At 73.1% G+C, this 15,864-nt stretch carries 15 protein-coding genes; all 15 read right to left on the reverse strand.

The window, feature by feature from the left end; translation table 11 throughout:
• Positions 1–18 precede the first annotated feature (18 nt).
• Positions 19–684: an NAD(P)H-dependent oxidoreductase gene (locus ACFYPA_RS28070; protein WP_359354686.1), complete on the reverse strand. Its 666-nt coding sequence runs from the start codon at positions 682–684 to the stop codon at positions 19–21.
• Positions 654–1,253: an aminodeoxychorismate/anthranilate synthase component II gene (locus ACFYPA_RS28075; RefSeq protein ID WP_359086063.1), complete on the reverse strand. Its 600-nt coding sequence runs from the start codon at positions 1,251–1,253 to the stop codon at positions 654–656. The genes ACFYPA_RS28070 and ACFYPA_RS28075 overlap by 31 nt, the downstream gene beginning before the upstream one ends.
• Positions 1,250–2,743 carry an anthranilate synthase component I family protein gene (locus tag ACFYPA_RS28080; protein WP_359086061.1) on the reverse strand — a complete coding sequence of 498 codons (1,494 nt, stop codon included), beginning with the start codon at positions 2,741–2,743 and terminating at the stop codon, positions 1,250–1,252. Before ACFYPA_RS28080 ends, ACFYPA_RS28075 begins: the two co-directional genes overlap by 4 nt.
• Positions 2,744–2,887: 144 nt before the next feature.
• Positions 2,888–3,565: a phenylalanine--tRNA ligase beta subunit-related protein gene (locus ACFYPA_RS28085; RefSeq protein ID WP_359354682.1), complete on the reverse strand. Its 678-nt coding sequence runs from the start codon at positions 3,563–3,565 to the stop codon at positions 2,888–2,890.
• Positions 3,562–4,875 (reverse strand): Gfo/Idh/MocA family oxidoreductase, encoded by a 1,314-nt coding sequence (locus ACFYPA_RS28090; RefSeq protein WP_359086058.1) that lies wholly within the window; start codon positions 4,873–4,875, stop codon positions 3,562–3,564. Before ACFYPA_RS28090 ends, ACFYPA_RS28085 begins: the two co-directional genes overlap by 4 nt.
• Before the next feature lie 56 nt (positions 4,876–4,931).
• Positions 4,932–6,047 (reverse strand): Ldh family oxidoreductase, encoded by a 1,116-nt coding sequence (locus ACFYPA_RS28095; RefSeq protein ID WP_359086056.1) that lies wholly within the window; start codon positions 6,045–6,047, stop codon positions 4,932–4,934.
• Between the two features lie 47 nt (positions 6,048–6,094).
• Positions 6,095–7,402, reverse strand: coding sequence for a M20/M25/M40 family metallo-hydrolase (locus ACFYPA_RS28100; RefSeq protein ID WP_359086054.1), 1,308 nt, complete (start codon positions 7,400–7,402; stop codon positions 6,095–6,097).
• The gene (locus ACFYPA_RS28105; RefSeq protein ID WP_359086052.1) at positions 7,395–8,297 is read right to left on the reverse strand and encodes a sugar phosphate isomerase/epimerase family protein; all 903 of its coding nucleotides are present in this window, start codon (positions 8,295–8,297) and stop codon (positions 7,395–7,397) included. Before ACFYPA_RS28105 ends, ACFYPA_RS28100 begins: the two co-directional genes overlap by 8 nt.
• Positions 8,298–8,302: 5 nt before the next feature.
• On the reverse strand, positions 8,303–9,427 hold the full coding sequence (locus ACFYPA_RS28110; protein ID WP_359086050.1) for a DegT/DnrJ/EryC1/StrS family aminotransferase: 1,125 nt from the start codon (positions 9,425–9,427) through the stop codon (positions 8,303–8,305).
• A complete protein-coding gene (locus ACFYPA_RS28115; protein ID WP_389134884.1) occupies positions 9,424–10,584 on the reverse strand; it encodes a DegT/DnrJ/EryC1/StrS family aminotransferase in 1,161 nt (386 codons plus the stop codon). The genes ACFYPA_RS28110 and ACFYPA_RS28115 overlap by 4 nt, the downstream gene beginning before the upstream one ends.
• Positions 10,581–11,378 carry a tryptophan synthase subunit alpha gene (gene trpA, locus ACFYPA_RS28120; protein ID WP_359086048.1) on the reverse strand — a complete coding sequence of 266 codons (798 nt, stop codon included), beginning with the start codon at positions 11,376–11,378 and terminating at the stop codon, positions 10,581–10,583. Before trpA ends, ACFYPA_RS28115 begins: the two co-directional genes overlap by 4 nt.
• Positions 11,378–12,562, reverse strand: a complete 1,185-nt coding sequence (trpB, locus tag ACFYPA_RS28125; RefSeq protein WP_359086047.1) for a tryptophan synthase subunit beta — start codon at positions 12,560–12,562, stop codon at positions 11,378–11,380. Before trpB ends, trpA begins: the two co-directional genes overlap by 1 nt.
• Entirely contained in the window at positions 12,559–13,356 is a 798-nt protein-coding gene (locus ACFYPA_RS28130) for an indole-3-glycerol-phosphate synthase (RefSeq protein WP_389134887.1), read from the reverse strand. Before ACFYPA_RS28130 ends, trpB begins: the two co-directional genes overlap by 4 nt.
• Positions 13,356–14,474, reverse strand: a complete 1,119-nt coding sequence (gene trpD, locus ACFYPA_RS28135; protein WP_359354676.1) for an anthranilate phosphoribosyltransferase — start codon at positions 14,472–14,474, stop codon at positions 13,356–13,358. Before trpD ends, ACFYPA_RS28130 begins: the two co-directional genes overlap by 1 nt.
• Entirely contained in the window at positions 14,474–15,814 is a 1,341-nt protein-coding gene (locus ACFYPA_RS28140) for a nucleotide sugar dehydrogenase (protein ID WP_359086043.1), read from the reverse strand. The genes trpD and ACFYPA_RS28140 overlap by 1 nt, the downstream gene beginning before the upstream one ends.
• Positions 15,815–15,864: the final 50 nt, after the last annotated feature.

The raw sequence follows: 15,864 nt of genomic DNA on the forward strand, positions 1-15,864 counted from the left end.
CGTACCGGGCCGGGCTGTTCACCCCGTGGGGCTGAGCAGTCCGGCCCTTTCGTTGCGGGGCAGCGACAGCAGCCGTGCGGTGTCCCCGCGGCCGCCGTGCGGCAGGAGCAGGAGCCGCAGCAGGTCGATCATGCGGTCGATGAGCCCCCGCGCGGCGGCGAGGCCCTCCTCGTCCTCGCCGGGCGCGAACTGGTCGTGCACGAAGGCGGGGAAGCCGCTGCCAGGCACGATCATCCGGTTGAGCAGGACGTTGTCGATGAGCTGTCCGTAGACCCGGTCGTGGCTGTAGCGGCGGCCGGTGACCACCACCCCGGCCACCTTGTTGGCGAGCGGGCGGTCGAAGCGCAGGTGTCCGACCCCGGCCCGCTCGATGAAGTTCTGCATCACGCCCGCCAGCCCGAAGCCGTGGACCGGCGCCGCGTACAGCACCCCGTCGGCCCGCACGAGGCGGTCCACCAGGGCCGGGACGTCGTCGTCGACCGCACACGGCAGCGGCCGGACGTTGCAGTCGCCGCACGGACCGCAGGGCGTGATGTCGTACTCGGCGAGCGGGATGACGTCGAGGTGTACGCCGTGCTCGGCGGCCTGGGCGGCGAGCATGCGCAGCACCCTTCCGGTGAGCCCGTCGGGTCGTTCGGAGCCGTTGAGGGCGGCTATCGACGCCCAGGGACCGTGGTCGACCATGGCTGTATCCCTTCGAGGAAGTTGGCGATGAAGGCGGATCCGGTCTGGGTGGTGATGCTTTCGGGGTGGAACTGCACGCCCTCGACGGCCAGCCGGCGGTGGCGCAGCCCCATCACGCAGCCGTCCTCGCGGGCCCGCGCGGTCACCGTGAGCGCGTCGGGCAGCGGGTCGGCGACGGCCAGTGAGTGGTAGCGGGTGACCTCGGTGCCGTCGGCGAGCCCCGCGAAGACCCCGGAGCCGTCGTGGTCGAGGCGGCTGGTCTTGCCGTGCACGATGCGCGCCGCCCGTTCGATCCGGCCGCCGTAGGCGAGTCCGATGGCCTGGTGGCCCAGGCAGATCCCGAGCAGCGGGACGCGTCCGGCGAAGTGGCGTACGAGTTCCGGGTGGCCGGAGTCGGCCGGGTGCCCCGGGCCGGGGCCGAGGACCACCGCGTCGGGGCGAAGGGCGTCCAGCTCGTCCGGGGCGTGGGCGAGCGCGGTGACGACGTCGGTGTGGGCGCCCTGTTCCCGCAGGTAGTGGTCGATGATGTGGACGAAGCTGTCGCGTGCGTCGACGAGCAGGATCCTCATGCGCTCAGCACCTCGCCCGTCAGGGCGGCGTACACCGCACTCATCTTGATCAGCGTCTCGCGCCATTCGCCGTCGGCCGAGGAGTCGGCGACGACCCCGGCGGACGCCTGCAGCGCGTACGTCCCGGTGTCGGGGTCGTGGACGGCGGTACGGATACACAGGGCGAGGGTCGCCGCCTGCCCGCGTACGTCGATCAGGCCCAGCGCGCCCGCGTAGGCGCCGCGCGGCCGGCCCTCGATCTCCTGGATCAGCTCCATGGCGCGGACCTTGGGCGCCCCGGTCATGGTGCCGGCGGGGAAGGTGGCGCGCAGGGCGGACCAGACGTCGGCGCCGTCGGCGAGCTCGCCGCGGACCGTGGAGACGAGGTGGTGGACCTGGGCGAAGTGCTCGACGGCCATCATCTGTCCGACGGCGAGGGTGCCCGGCGAACAGACCCGGGCCACGTCGTTGCGGCACAGGTCGACCAGCATGATGTGCTCGGCGCGTTCCTTCTCGTCGGCGTGCAGCGCGGCGACCCGGCGGGCGTCCTCGGCGGGGTCGGCGGCCCGCGCGATCGTGCCGGCGATGGGCCGCATCGCCAGGGTCCGGCCCTCGATCCGCAGCAGCAGTTCGGGGCTGGCCCCGACCAGCGTCTTTCCCGCCCACGGCACCAGGTACATGTACGGCGAGGGGTTGCTCCGGCGCAGCCGGCGGTAGGCGTCGATCGCCGGCAGGGGCGTCGTCACCTCGATGCGGTGGCCGATCTGGATCTGGTAGACGTCGCCCGCCCTGATGTGTTCCAGGCAGCGGCGCACCCGCTCCGTGAACACCTCCCGGCGCACGGTGCGTCGCACGGCGTACGGCCGGGGAGCGGGCGGCACGGGGGGTTCGGCCCCGTCCGGCAGGGTGCGTACGAGGGTGGAGAGATCGTCGCCCAGCAGGCCGCCGGCACCGAACTCAGCGGCGCTCGCATGGAGTTGATGGCTCTCGCCGGTCGCGAGGTTGTAGGTGACGACGTGCCGGAAGAGCGTGAGGGTGATCTCCGGGTCATGGCCGGGAGCGCGTGGCGGCAGCTGCTCCAGGTGCCAGGCGGCCTCGTATCCGAGCACGGCGAGGAACCCGAAGGCGTACGTGTCGAGCGGTACGTCGGTCTCCACGGCGAAGGCCCCGTTCGCGGCCTCCAGCAGGTGCCGGACGCCGTCGCGGGCACGGTCGGCGAGGGGGCGCAGCCGGTCCACCAGCTCCGGCAGGCCATCCACGACGGCCTGTCCGTCCCGCACGGTGATCCGGGCCAGAGCCTCGGCGCCGACGGCGGCGAAGCGGCAGTCCTCGTCGGGGCCGGCCAGGCTCTCGAAGAGGAACACCTGGTCCTCGCCGAGCAGCCGGCGCAGCTCGGCGCCCAGGGCGAGCGGGGCGTGCGGCGGCAGCGGTGTGCGGGCCACGGTCACCCGCAGGGGTGCGGCGACCGCCCGGGGTGGTGCTGCGGCGGGCTCGACGGCGGTCATGGTCATCGTGGGCGGTCTCTTTTCGGTACGGGGGTCGGTCGGCGACGTGCTTCCAGCCAACCAACTGCGCGTACCCGCCCGGCAGTCCACTGTTCCGGGGCGGCGGCGGACCACTTGACCGGCCCGCCCGGGAGACCCCCGGATCCGCCTCTACCGCGCGGCGCCGCCCAGCAGTCCGGCGGCTTCCAGCAGGGCGTCCCGGCAGGTGTCCTCGTCGACGCCGGGGACCGAACAGGCCAGCAGCAGCACCCGGCGGGTCCCCGCGGTCACCGCCTGGTGCACGCCGTCCCGGTGGGCGAACTGCGACAGCACGCGCTTCTCGTCGGCGAGGACGAGCCCGCCCGCCTCCAGGGTCACCGGGCCGTCCGCTCCGAGTGCGGTGAACTCCTCGGTGCCGTCGGTCAGCCGCAGCGCCACCTCGCCCTCGATCATGTCCCGGTCGAACAGGCCGAGCGCGACGAGGGTGCGTACCGCCACCGCGTTGACCGCGTCGACGGCCGGGTTGATCTTCGGCCAGGAGCCGAGCGGCTTGGCGCGCAGCCCCCGGTCGATCAGCGCCTGCACGGAGGGCGGCCGCTTGTCGGGGTGGCTGCCCAGCATGCGGCTCAGCTCCCGGTAGGCCGTGACGTTCGGGGCCGCGCGCACCTCGGCGCGGCTCGCCCCGGTCCACTGCGCGTGCGCCTCGGCCCAGACCTCGTCGGCCGGTGCGGGGCCGGCGGCGGGGATCTGCGCCTCCAGGGTCAGGACCTGGACGCCGGGCACGAGTGCGCGGGCCTCGGGCGTCACGGAGACCTTGCGGAAGGTGGGCGTGCCCTGTGCGGTGGTCATCGGGTTCCTCCGGAGAAGGTGAAGGTGTCCAGCGTGTGCAGGTCCAGGTCCTCTGCGGTGAGGACGCGTTCGGTGTCGATGAGGATGTTGTAGTGGTTCGGCGCGTGGCACTCGTCGAATCCGGCCACCCTTCCGATCGGTCCGTTCGGGCCCGAGACCACGTCGCCCCGGTCGATCACCGTGCCGGTGGGGAACTCGGCGAAGCCCAGGAACCCCACGTGGTCGACGCGGTCCCCGGTGGTGGAGGGCCGGTCGGTGGTGGTGACCAGCTCGTGCACGTCGCCGGCCCGCACACAGCGCGACTGCCAGGGCGACAGCCGCATCCCCCGGTCCGTACGGCGGTGGAACAGCAGCTTCACGAGATGGGCCGAAACCGGTTCCTTGGCGGACATCCGCAGCCGCTGCTCCTTGGTCCGGCCGATGCCGTACGCCTCCTCGACCAGGTCGACGATGTGCGGCCCCCGGTCCGGCTCGCTCCGGCCGTCCCGCACCACCCGGTGGAAGTCCGCCATGATGCCCGCGTACTCGTGGTCGAGGGAGGACTTGAACGCCTCGAAGCCGTCCAGCATGTCGGCGTGCAGCTCGCGGCCGTCCTTGAGGTGGACGGTGATGTCCTTGCGCTCACCGGTCTCCAGGGCCCAGTCCAGGTCCACCTGGACCGGGATGCCGTCGGCGGTGGCCAGGCTCAGTTCGGCGCAGAACTCGACGCCGGACCTGACCTCCCCGATCGTCGCGTCGGTCAGCGTGAGGGGGCCGAGCACCGTCTCCAGGGCGTCCAGGGCGTTGGGGCCGTTGTCGATGATGCAGCCGCCGCCGCAGCGGTCGAGGTCCTGGTACCAGCGGTCGGCGCCGGTGTGCTCCTCGATCTTCTCCTGGTAGCGGCTGGTGACGTGCGAGATGAGCGCGGGCTCCGGCAGCCGGTCCGCCAGGTCCCGCACATGGGTGTTGTAGCGGCGGTGGAAGGCGGTGAACAGGGTCGTGGCGTGCTCGTCGGCCAGCCCTATCAGGCGGTGCGCGTCCGCGGCGTGCACGGTCAGCGGCTTCTCGCAGCAGACGTGGACACCGGCCCGCAGGGCGTCCGCCACGACCGGGGCGTGGGCGTGGTTGGGCAGGGTGACGACGACACCGTCCACCAGCCCGGAGGCCAGGAGGTCACGGTGGTCGGTGAACATGACGGTCCCCGGCGCGAACCCGGTCAGCTTCCCCCGGTCGAGGTCGCAGACGGCGGTCAGTCGCAGCTCCGGGTCGTCCTCGATGGCCTGCAGGAAGAAGGGGGCGATGACGCCCACTCCGATCACTCCGATACGCATGATGGTTCGGTCCCTTCCGTGACGCGTGGATGGTGGATGGTCGTGTGTCTGAGACGTCAGGCGGCCGGCTGGAGGGTCCGGCCGGTCAGCGCGGCGGGCGCCTGGACCGAAAGCTGCTCGGCGAGCGCGGCCAGGCCCGCGGCCACCGGCCCCGGCAGCTCGACGCCGTCGCGCTGGGACCGCGCGTACCGCTGTGCCTCGGGAGCGCCCGGGTAGGTGACGCCGCGCGTCGCGTAGGCGGCGGCCGGGGAGTTCGCGACCGTGTCGAGCAGGATGCGGTTCTCGGCGGCGATCGCCCGGGCGGAGCCGAAGGCCGAGGGGTCGATCACGATCGCCGTGTGGCCGACGTTGTCGTCGCCCGCCGGTTCGCCCTTCAGCACGCCGGGGCGAGGGCCGTACGCGGCGCCGGAGAGCGGGCCGCACAGCAGGTCCACCAGCAGGGCGAGCCCGAAGCCCTTGGCGCCACCGGTCGCGGCGGGCCCGCCGAGCCAGGCGACGTCCGCCTCCTCGGCCATGAAGTCGGCCGGGTCCGAGGTCGGGGTGCCGTCGTGGCGGACCAGCCACTCCTGCGGGACCTCCTGGCCCTCCCGGTGGGCGGCCTTGATCTTTCCGGTCGCGACCACGGTGGTGCTCATGTCGAGGACGAAGGGCGCACCCTCGGTCACCGGGACGGCCGCGCTGAGCGGGTTGGTGCCGAGCATCCGCACGGTGCCGCCGAGCGGCGGGGCGACGCCCTGGGCGCCGCAGTTCGTCATGGCGATACCGATCAGCCCGGCGGCCGCCGCCTTCTGGGTGTAGTAGCCGGCGCTGCCGAAGTGGGTGCTGTTGCGTACGGCGACCATGCCGATGCCGGTCTGCCGCGCCTTGGCCATGGCGATGTCCATGGCCAGGTCCATGGTGACCAGCCCGAGCCCGCGGTCACCGTCGAGCAGGGCGGCTCCCGCGGTCTCCTGGACGACGCGGGGTGCGGCACCGGCGTCGATCCGGCCGTCGAGCAGACGGGGGGCGTAGATGTTCACCAGCCCGTTGGTGCCGTGGGTGGTGAAGCCGTTCGCGTCGGCGTACGTGATGACGTCGGCGGCGGTACGGGCCGACTCGGCGTCCAGACCGCACTCCGTGAGGACGTTGTGGACGAAGGAGGTGAGCTCGGCGAGGGGAACACGGACGGTCATGGCAGGTCCTCTGTTTCGTATGTTTCGTAGGGAGGTGAGTCGAGGGTTCAGGCGGTGCGGGCGGCGAACGCGTGCACCAGGTCCTTGATGCGCAGGGCGTACGTGTCGAGGTCGTCCAGATGGACGAACTCGTCGTCGGTGTGCGCCCCGTTGGCGTCCAGGCGGCCCGGCCCGCAGGCCACGACGTAGCGGCCGGGTCCTGGCGCCCAGATGGCGTCGCAGGTGAACGCGGAGCCGTCGGCGAGGCCGTCATGGCGCAGGAACCCGGCCTCGTTGAGCACGAGTTCGGCCTCCGCGTCGCGGTTGTTCAGCGTGGGCAGGCCCTGCTTCAGCCAGTCGAGCCGGACGATCCGGCGCCAGTCCTTCACCGTGCGGCGGCTGAAAGGGTCGTGGGCGTGCAGATGGGCGAATTCGGTACGGGCCTCCTCGATCAGCACTTCGAGGGAGGCGGCGAGCAGCTCGGCCTGCTCGGTCGCCGGGTAGGCGATGTTGAGCAGCAACTGCCCGCCCCCGTACACCCGGTTGTGCGCGGTGCCGGTGTGCAGGCCCGACACGCAGAGCTTGGCTCCCATGCCGTGGGCGAGCGGCCCGAGCCGGCGGGCGAGGAAGTCCGCGAGGAAGCCCAGCAGCACGGTGGCGTTGTGGCCGTCCGCCGGGTGGTCGTCGGTGGAGTCCTGGCCCGTCACCGTGATCCGCGGCGTCATCGCGGCGGTGCAGCCGTCCATGAAGGTGTTCCCGGTCGGCTCGGCGAACACCATCAGGCGCCCGGTGTACCCCGCGTCGATCAGCGCACGCGTCCCGTAGGTGCCCATCGCGCCGCCCTCCTCGCCGGGCACGGAGGCGATCTGCACCTCGATGCGGCCGTCCAGCCCCGGGTCCTCGGCGAAGGCGGCGGCGACCCCGGCCGCGGCGGCGACACCCGGGCCCTTGTCGTCCACGGCCCCCCGGCCGTGCAGCATCCGCCCCTCCAGGCGCGGCGGGACGTGCGGCCCGACCGTGTCCATGTGGAAGTTGACGACGAGCCGCCGCTCCTGCGGCTGCGGTGACCCGTGGGCGACGACCACGGAGGGCTGCCCGGCCAGGAACGCCGGGAGGTTGCGGGCGGCCACCTCCCGCACCGTGGCCGGCACCTCGGGCCGCTCCAGCAGTTCGGGCGCGGGCGGCCCGTGCAGGACGGTGCGGAAGCCGCGCTCGACGGCACCGGCCAGGAAGATCCGCTGCGCGCGGGCCGCCCCGTCCAGGGGGCCGCCCTCCAGGGGCGACACCGAGTCGACGGCCATCAGCTCGGTCAGCCACTCCAGGTCACCGGCCACCAGGCCGCCGTCGGTGCGGGTGGTGCGGGCCGTCTCAGCCATGGTGGCTCTCCTCCCAGTACGTCCGGGTGTCCGTGGTGTCGATGCCGAGCAGCCCGGCGCAGCGCCGGGCGTACTCCCGGTAGCCGTCGGCGAGTGCGGCCGGATCGCCCGACAGCCCGAGGTGCGGGATGTGGGCCAGGTGGGGCTCCAGGCTGTAGTGGCCGCGGTAGCCGTGCTCCTCCAGCAGGGCCACGCACCGGGCGACGTGGGCCGTGCCCTCGCCGGGCATCGTGAACTCGGCCCGGCCGCCGGAGCGGACGCCGTCCTTGATGTGCACGTGCTCCACCCACGGCAGCACCCGCCGCAGGAAGTCGAGGGAGTCGTAGCCGTACGCGAGCCCGTTGCCGGTGTCGAACAGCAGCCGCAGCCGGGGGCTCGCGACCTCCTCCAGCATGCGCACCGTGTGCGCGGCGCTCTGCCCGGCCCAGCCCTGGCAGTTCTCGTGCAGCAGGGTCACGCCCAGGCGCTCGGCCTCACGGGCCAGCATCCGCATCCGGCGCAGCGACTCGGTGCGCCACTCGCGCTCGGGCCGGCCGTCGCTGGGGTACGACATGACGCGCAGCCGGTCGCAGCCGAGCAGCGCCGCCGCCTTGGCGGAGCGTTCCAGCGTCGCCAGCTCGCCGTCCATGCCGGTGGCGACGGTGGTGGACCAGGAGCCCACCGGGGTGTCCACGACCGGCACCCGCAGACCGGCGACGATGGTGCGCCGCGCGAGGTCGGCGGCGTCACCGGCGGGCAGCTCGTGCAGTCCGCGCCCGTCGACGTTGCGCAACTCGATGGCGGTCATGCCCAGTTCGTCGTGTATGGCCAGCTGGCCGGCCAGATCGGGAGCGGCCTCGTCCCCGATGCCGCACAGCCGGTCGGCGGTGATGGCCAGGGCGTCTCGTACGGACACCGCGCTCACCTCCCCGCCGTGTAGAAGCGGTTGACGGCGGCGACGACGTGTTCGGCCGCTCCCGGTGCCATGTCCGGGTGCAGGGGCAGGGCGAGCGCCTCGCGGGAGAGCTGCTCGGCGACCGGGAAGTCCCCGGGCCGGTGGCCGAGGTGGGCGAACGCGGGCTGCAGGTGGAGGGGGCGCGGGTAGTAGACGGCCGTCTCGATGCCCTGGCCGGCCAGGTAGCCGCGCAACTCCTCGCGCTGCTGGGCGCGCACCACGTACGTGTAGACGGAGCGCCCCTCGAACCCGGCCGGCGGGGGCAGCAGCGCCGGGGCGAGCGGGCGCAGCCCCTCCTCGTAGAGCGCGGCGATCTCGCGGCGCCGCTCCAGCAGCCGGTCCAGGTGCGGCAGTTTGCGCAGCAGGAAGCCGGCGGTCAGCTCGTCCATGCGGCAGTTGAAGCCGAGCAGCTCGTGGTAGAAGCGCTTGCCGGCGGGCTGGCCGTGGTTGCGCAGCATCCGGGCGGTACGGGCGAGGTCGGGGTCGTCCGTGACGATCATCCCGGCGTCGCCGATGCCACCGGCGGGCTTCGCCGGGAAGAAGGAGTAGACCCCGGCGTGCCCGTGCCGGCCGGCGGGCTTGCCGTCCACCTCGGCGCCCAGCGCGATCGCGCTGTCCTCGACCAGGTGCAGTCCGCGCCGGGCGGCGATCTCCGCGAAGGCGCCCATCTTCGGCGAGCCGCTGAACAGATAGGCCGGCAGCAGCGCCCGGGTGCGTGCGGTGACGGCGGCCTCGGCTGCGGCCGGGTCGAGCAGACCCGTCTCGTACTCGACGTCGGCGAAGACCGGGCGGGCCCCGCGCAGGGCGACGGTGGAGGCGGTGGAGACGAAGGAGAAGGCGGGGGTGACGACCTCGTCCCCGTCGCCGAGACCGAGCGCGGCCAGGACCACGGTCAGCGCTCCGGTGCCGCTGGCCACGGCGACCGCGTGCGCGGCGCCGGTGCGCCCGGCGATCTCCGCCTCCAGGCGCTCGACCCGGGACTTCAGGATGAACTCGTCGCTCTCGGCGACCTCCTGGAAGACCTCCACGATGTCGTCGGCCCAGTCGGCCGAGCGGGCGGGCCAGTCGAAGTACGGGACGACGGTGGTCATGATGCGGCTCCGTAGAAGGCGTGGACCAGAGCGGCGACGCGGTCGGCCTGCTGGTCGGTGAGATCGGGGTAGAGGGGCAGCGCCAGGGCCCGCCGGGCGGCGGCCTCGGACACCGGGACGGGGTGGCGGGAGCCGGGCAGCGGGGCGAGCAGGGGCTGCTCGGTGAGCGGGCGCGGGTAGTACGCCTCCGTGCCGACCCCGTGCTCCTCCAGGTACGCGGCCAGCTCGTCCCGGCGCTCGCACTCGATGAGGTACACGTAATAGACCTGGTTGCTGGGCGACTTGGCGGGCGCCATCCAGGGGGTCGTCACGGTGCCGGCCAGCGGGGCGAGCAGCCGGTCGTACCGGGCGGCCAGCTCGGCGCGCCGGCCGGTCTCCTCGGTCAGCCGCTCCAGGCGGTGCAGCAGGAACGCCGACTGCAGTTCGTCGCACCGGCTGTTGTAGCCGATCTCCTGGTAGACGTACGCGCCGTCCGTGGCGTACGCGCCGTCCGTGCCCTGGCCGTGCAGGCGCAGCCGCCGGGCGCACGCGGCGAGCTCGTCGTCGTCCGTGAGCAGCATGCCCGCGTCGCCGAGCGAGCCGAGGGTCTTGGTGGGGAAGAAGGAGAGGACCCCGCCGCTCCCCCACAGGCCCGCGTGCACCCCGCCCGCCCACATGTCGATGCCCTCGGCGCTGTCCTCCAGCAGGAGGAGCCCGTGCCGGTCGGCCAGGTCCTTCAGCACCTCCATGTCGGCCATCTGCGAGAACAGGTGCACCGGCATGATCGCCTTGGTGCGCTCGGTGATCGCGGCCTCGGCGCGTTCCGGGTCCATCGCGTAGCTGCCTGGGAGCACGTCCACCAGCACCGGGTCGGCGCCCACGTGCAGGACGGACGACGCGGTGGCGAAGAAGGTGTATGCCGGGACGATCACCTCGTCGCCGGGGCCGATGCCCGCCGCCCGGAGCAGGATCACGAGGGCGTCGGTCCCGTTGGCGACGGCCACCGCGTGCCGGGCGCCGGTGCGGTCGGCGATCGCGGCCTCCAGTTCGGCGGTGACCGGCCCCGAGGTGAACCGGCCGGAGGCGGCGACCTGGCGGACCATGGCCTCCAGCCGGGTCCGGTCGCGGCGGGCGGACGCGGCACCGCTGAAGAACGGGATGGCGGTGGCGTCACTCATCGCGTGGCCGCCTTGAGGGAGGAGACCAGCCCGGTGACGGCCCGGCGGCGGCCGGCCGCGTCCCGGGCGGCGCCGATGGCCTGGAGCAGCGCGCTGCCCACGATCACGCCGTCCGTCTTGCCGTGCAGCGACGCCACGTGCTCCGGCCGGGAGATGCCGAACCCGACGGCCATCGGGGTGTCGCCGGCCGCCCGCACCCGCTCCAGATAGGAGTCGAGGCCCGGGTCCAGGTCCTTGCGGACCCCGGTGACGCCGTTGGCGGCGAGGACGTACAGGAAGCCGCGGGAGGCGGCGGCGGAGGCCGCGATGCGCTCGGCCGAGCTGCCGGGGGCGGTGAAGAACGTCTGGCCCAGCTCGTTCGCCTCGGCCTGCGCCAGCCATTCGGCGCCTTCGCTGACCGGCAGGTCGGGGACGACGAACCCGTCGACACCGGCCGACCTGGCATCGTCGTACAGCTGGGTGAGGCCGTAGCGCAGGAACGGATTGCAGTAGCCCATGAGCACGATCGGCGCCTCGACCCCGGCGGCGCGCGCCTCGGCGACGACGTCGAGGGTGGCGGCGGCGGTGGTGCCGGTGTCCAGAGCGGCCTGTCCGGTGGCCTGGATGACCGGGCCGTCGCCCAGCGGGTCGGAGAACGGGACACCGAGCTCGATCACGTCGGCGCCGGCCTCCACCGCGGCGGAGATCAGGCCGACGGTCTCGCCGAGCAGCGGGTAGCCGGAGGTGATGTAGGCGACCAGGGTGGTCTCGTCCTTGGTGCGGTTGTCGGTGAAGGTCTGTTCGATGCGCTTCATCAGGAGGTCTCCTCACGCTGCTTCAGGGCGGCCATGGCGGAGGTGAGGTCCTTGTCGCCGCGGCCGGAGAGGTTGACGAGGACGGTGGAGCCGGGTGCGCACTGGCGGGCCACCTTCAGGGCGCCGGCCACCGCGTGCGCGGACTCCAGGGCCGGGAGGATGCCCTCCTGGGAGCTGAGCGCGACGAACGCGTCCAGGGCCTCGTTGTCGGAGGCGGAGATGTACTCGACCTTCCCGGTGTCCTTGTAGTGCGAGTGCTCGGGGCCGACGCCCGCGTAGTCCAGGCCGGGGGCGATGGAGTGGGTGAGCTGGATCTGCCCGTCGTCGTCCTGCAGCAGATAGGTGCGGGTGCCCTGCAGCACGCCGGGGTCGCCGTAGAGCAGCGGTGCCGCGTGGCCGCCCTGTCCGCCCTTGCCCTCACCGGCGGCCTGTACGCCGACGAGCCGGACCGGGTCGTCGAGGAAGGAGCTGAACATGCCGGCCGCGTTGGAGCCGCCGCCCACACAGGCCACGACCGCGTCGGGCAGCTTGTCGTTCGCCTCCAGGAACTGGGCGCGGGCCTCGCGGCCGATGACCGACTGGAAGTTGCGCACGATCGTCGGGAAGGGGTGCGGGCCGACGACCGAGCCGAGCAGGTAGTGGGTGGTGTCGGGGCGCGCGATCCACTCGCGGATCGCCGCGTTGATGGCGTCCTTCAGCGTCGCCGTGCCCAGGTCGACCAGCTCGACGCGGGCACCGAGCAGCTTCATCCGCTGCACGTTGGGGGCCTGGCGCTCGGCGTCGACCCGGCCCATGTAGACGGTGGCGTCGAGGCCGAGGTAGGCGCAGGCGGCGGCCACGGCCACACCGTGCTGGCCGGCCCCGGTCTCGGCGATGATCTGCTTCTTGCCGAGGCGGCGGGCGAGCAGCGCCTGCCCGATCGAGTTGTTGATCTTGTGCGCGCCGGTGTGGGTGAGGTCCTCGCGCTTGAGCCACAGCTTGACGCCGTTCTCCGTGGCGCCGAGCCGGTGCAGTTCGGTGATCGGCGTGGGCCGGCCGACGAACATCTTCAGCAGCTTGTCGAGCTCCGCGGTGAACTCCGGGTCGAGCAGCGCCTTCTCGTACTCCTCCTCCAGTTCCTGCAGCGGGCCCACCAGGGTCTCCGCGACGAACTGTCCGCCGTACTCGCCGAATCGGCCGTTCACGAGGCCACCTCCAGAATCTGGACCCCGGTGTAGGACCGCAGCTGCGCGGCGGGGTCGGGGCTGCTGAGCAGGGACTCGCCGATCAGCGCGGCGTCGAAGCCGTGCGCGGCGATGCGTTCGATGTCGGGGCGGCCGCCGAGACCGCTCTCGCTGACGGTCAGCACGCCGCGCGGGATGTCGCGGCGCAGCCTGGCCGAGTTGTCCAGGTCGACCGAGAAGGTCTGCAGGTCCCGGTTGTTGATGCCGATGATGCGGGCGCCGGCGGTCAGCGCCCGGTCCACCTCGTCCTGGGTGAAGGTCTCCACCAGGGCGTCGAGGCCGAGCCCGTGCGCGGTGCGCACCAGGTCGGTCAGGAGCGCGTCGTCGACGGCGCGGGCGATGATCAGGACGCCGTCGGCGCCGGTGTCGTGGGCGAGGGTCACCTGGCGGACGTCGACCAGGAAGTCCTTGTACAGGACGGGGACGGTGACGTCGGGGTGCTCGGCGACGGTACGGACCAGCTCGGGCGAGCCGCCGAAGTAGGGGGTGTCACCGAGTACGGAGATGGCCGAGGCGCCTCCCGCGATGTAGCTCCGGGCCGTGGGCACGGCCTGTGCGGGGTCGAGCAGCTGTCCCTTGGAGGGGGACTTGGGCTTGATCTCGGCGATGACCGAGACCTCGTCCCCGCGGAACGCGGCGGCCAGCCGGCCGGGGGCGGCGGGCGTCCTGCGGCCGCGTGCGGCGGCGTCCGCGGCCACCGGGCCGCTCCAGGCGGCGCGTTTGGCGGCGACGATGTCGTCGAGGTGGGTGGCCATCAGCGGTTCTCCGATGTGGTCGGGGCGGTCGGGTGGATCGGGGTCCGGGCGAGCCGGTCGGTGATCGTGGTGCGGGCGGGCCGGTCGGTGTCCGAGGCCCGGGCGAGCCGGTCGGCAAGGGCGGCAGAGGCTCCCTGCTCCACGGCGTTCCGGGCGAGGGTCAGCGCGGACGCCATGTCGTCGGCGCGCCCGGCCAGGTGGAGCACGGCCGCCGCGTTCAGCAGCACGGTGTCGAGCAGCGGGCCGGGGGCCGTCCCGCCCAGGACCTGGCGGGAGAGGACCGCGTTGCGTGCCGCGTCACCGCCCGCCAGCTCGGCGCGGCCCGCCGGCCGCAGCGGGAGCCCGGCCGGGTCGATGGTGAACGCGGTGAGTGTGCCGCCGTCCACCTGGAGCACCCGCGCGGGGCCCGAGGTGGTCAGTTCGTCCATCCCGTCGAAGCCCTGGATGACCCAGGTCCGCCGGTGGCCGAGCAGCAGGGCGGCCTGCGCCAGGACTTCCTGGTCCTGCAGGGTCGCCGTGCCGATGAGCCGCCCGGTCAGCGGGACCGGGTTGGCGAGCGGGCCGGACAGGTTGAACAGGGTGCGGAAGCCCAGCCGCCGGCGGACCGGGGCCAGCCTCCGCAGCGCCGGATGGAGCGCGGGGGCGAAGAGGAACGCGAACCGGTGCTCGGCCAGCAGCTCCGGGATGCGCTCCCCGGCGTCGAGGTCGATCCCGAGGGCCTCCAGCAGGTCGGCGCTCCCGCACTGCGAAGTCGCCGCCCGGTTACCGGCCTTGGCCACGGTCGCCCCGGCCGAGGCCGCGACGAGACCGGCCAGCGTGGAGATGTTGACCGAGCCGCTGCCGTCACCGCCGGTGCCGACCACATCGACCGCCGGGCCCGTCCAGGCGACCGGCCTGGCCACCGCGAGCACCGCCTCCACCGCGGACGCCACCAGGACCGGCGTCGCCCCGCCCACCGCGACGGCGGTCAGGAAGGCAGCGGCGTCCACCTCGTCCGTGGCCTCGTCCAGCAGCTCCGCCACCGCCGCCCGGGCCGCCTCGGCCGACACCGTACGACCCGCGACCGCGTCCCGGGTGACGGTGGGGAGCGCACGGCCGGCGAGCAGGGTGGCCGCCATCACAGCACCGCCACATTGCTGGCCGCCGTGAGCTTGTTGTGGGTGTCGAGGACGACCGGCGGAATGCCCCACAGCAGGTCCTGCTCCAGGCCGGGCACGGAGGTGACCATCACCGCCGCGTCCAGCTGCGCCAGCTCCACCACCGCCCAGTCGGCCGCGGTGACCGGCTCCCCGTCGATGACGAGGCCCGGGACCAGCGGATCGTGGTACGAGACGATGGCCCCGGCGGCGCGCAGGCCCCGGATGACGTCCAGGGCGGGCGCGTTGCGCAGATCGGCGACGCCGGACTTGTAACTGACGCCGACGACCATCACCTTGGCGCCCCGCAGTGAGGAGCCGCGCGCCTCGACGAGCTCCGCGAGCCGCTCCACGACCTGCCAGGGCCGCTGCTCCACCCGCTCGAACGCGGCGGCCACCAGCTTCATCTCGGTGCCGGCCCGGTCCGCGGCCTCCCGCAGGAACAGCGGGTCGACGGGGATGCACTCCCCGCCCACACCCGGCCCCGGATAGTGCGGGAGGAACCCGTAGGGCTTGGTGGCCGCGGCGTCGATCACCTCGCGGACGGGTATGTCCAACTTCCTGCACAGGTCGGACAGTTCCAGCGTGAGGCTGATGTTGACCAGGCGGAAGGTGTTCTCGAAGACCTTCGACAGCTCGGCGACCTCGGTCCGCGACACCGGGACCACCGTCTCGCAGACCAGCCCGAACAGGGCCGCCGCGCGACGCGTGCACTCCTCGGTGAGGCCGCCCACCACCTTCGGGGTGTTCGCCAGGTTCCATCCGTTGGTGTTGGCGGGGTCGACCCGCTCCGGGGCCATCGCCACGTGGAAGTCGGTGCCCGGCTCCAGGCCGGTGGCGCGGGCCAGGGCGGCCGCCGCGGCGGCCGTGGTGCCCGGCGGGACCGTGGACTGCAGGATCAGCAGCGTCCCGCGGCGCAGCAGCGGCGCCACCGAGTCCATCGCAGCCTGCACGTAGTCGAGATTGGCCTGCTGGTCACCGGTGACGGGGGTGGGCACGCAGACGATCAGGACGTCCGAGCCGGCCAGCTCGCCGGACTCCGTGGTCGCCTTCAACCGGGCGCCGACCGAAGCCAGTTCGGCGTCGCTCACATCCGGCAGGTAGGAACTGCCGGACGCCACCCGGCCGACGCGCTCGGCGTCGGTGTCCATCCCCAGGACCGGAAGACCGGCCGTGGCGAAGCCGAGACCGAGCGGCAGACCGGTGTATCCGAGGCCGACGATTCCCACCCGCAGAGTGCGGCGCTCGATCTTCTCGTCGAAGAGGCTCGCGCCGTCCCGCCCATGGATCACGGGAGCGAGTACGCCAGTCATTTCAACCATGGTGTTCTCCCTCTGAGTGCTATAAATAAAGGCCGTTGGCGTGATCAAGT

This window comes from Streptomyces sp. NPDC005775 (genome assembly GCF_042871565.1).
Lineage (GTDB): Bacteria > Actinomycetota > Actinomycetes > Streptomycetales > Streptomycetaceae > Streptomyces.

What these genes read in the sequence shown, in the direction of transcription:
- ACFYPA_RS28070 (WP_359354686.1), bottom strand. Translation starts at nt 684, where the DNA reads ATGGTCGACCACGGTCCCTGGGCGTCGATAGCCGCCCTCAACGGCTCC.
- ACFYPA_RS28075 (WP_359086063.1), bottom strand. Translation starts at nt 1,253, where the DNA reads ATGAGGATCCTGCTCGTCGACGCACGCGACAGCTTCGTCCACATCATC.
- ACFYPA_RS28080 (WP_359086061.1), bottom strand. Translation starts at nt 2,743, where the DNA reads ATGACCATGACCGCCGTCGAGCCCGCCGCAGCACCACCCCGGGCGGTC.
- ACFYPA_RS28085 (WP_359354682.1), bottom strand. Translation starts at nt 3,565, where the DNA reads ATGACCACCGCACAGGGCACGCCCACCTTCCGCAAGGTCTCCGTGACG.
- ACFYPA_RS28090 (WP_359086058.1), bottom strand. Translation starts at nt 4,875, where the DNA reads ATGCGTATCGGAGTGATCGGAGTGGGCGTCATCGCCCCCTTCTTCCTG.
- ACFYPA_RS28095 (WP_359086056.1), bottom strand. Translation starts at nt 6,047, where the DNA reads ATGACCGTCCGTGTTCCCCTCGCCGAGCTCACCTCCTTCGTCCACAAC.
- ACFYPA_RS28100 (WP_359086054.1), bottom strand. Translation starts at nt 7,402, where the DNA reads ATGGCTGAGACGGCCCGCACCACCCGCACCGACGGCGGCCTGGTGGCC.
- ACFYPA_RS28110 (WP_359086050.1), bottom strand. Translation starts at nt 9,427, where the DNA reads ATGACCACCGTCGTCCCGTACTTCGACTGGCCCGCCCGCTCGGCCGAC.
- ACFYPA_RS28115 (WP_389134884.1), bottom strand. Translation starts at nt 10,584, where the DNA reads ATGAGTGACGCCACCGCCATCCCGTTCTTCAGCGGTGCCGCGTCCGCC.
- trpA (WP_359086048.1), bottom strand. Translation starts at nt 11,378, where the DNA reads ATGAAGCGCATCGAACAGACCTTCACCGACAACCGCACCAAGGACGAG.
- ACFYPA_RS28130 (WP_389134887.1), bottom strand. Translation starts at nt 13,356, where the DNA reads ATGGCCACCCACCTCGACGACATCGTCGCCGCCAAACGCGCCGCCTGG.
- trpD (WP_359354676.1), bottom strand. Translation starts at nt 14,474, where the DNA reads ATGGCGGCCACCCTGCTCGCCGGCCGTGCGCTCCCCACCGTCACCCGG.
- ACFYPA_RS28140 (WP_359086043.1), bottom strand. Translation starts at nt 15,814, where the DNA reads ATGGTTGAAATGACTGGCGTACTCGCTCCCGTGATCCATGGGCGGGAC.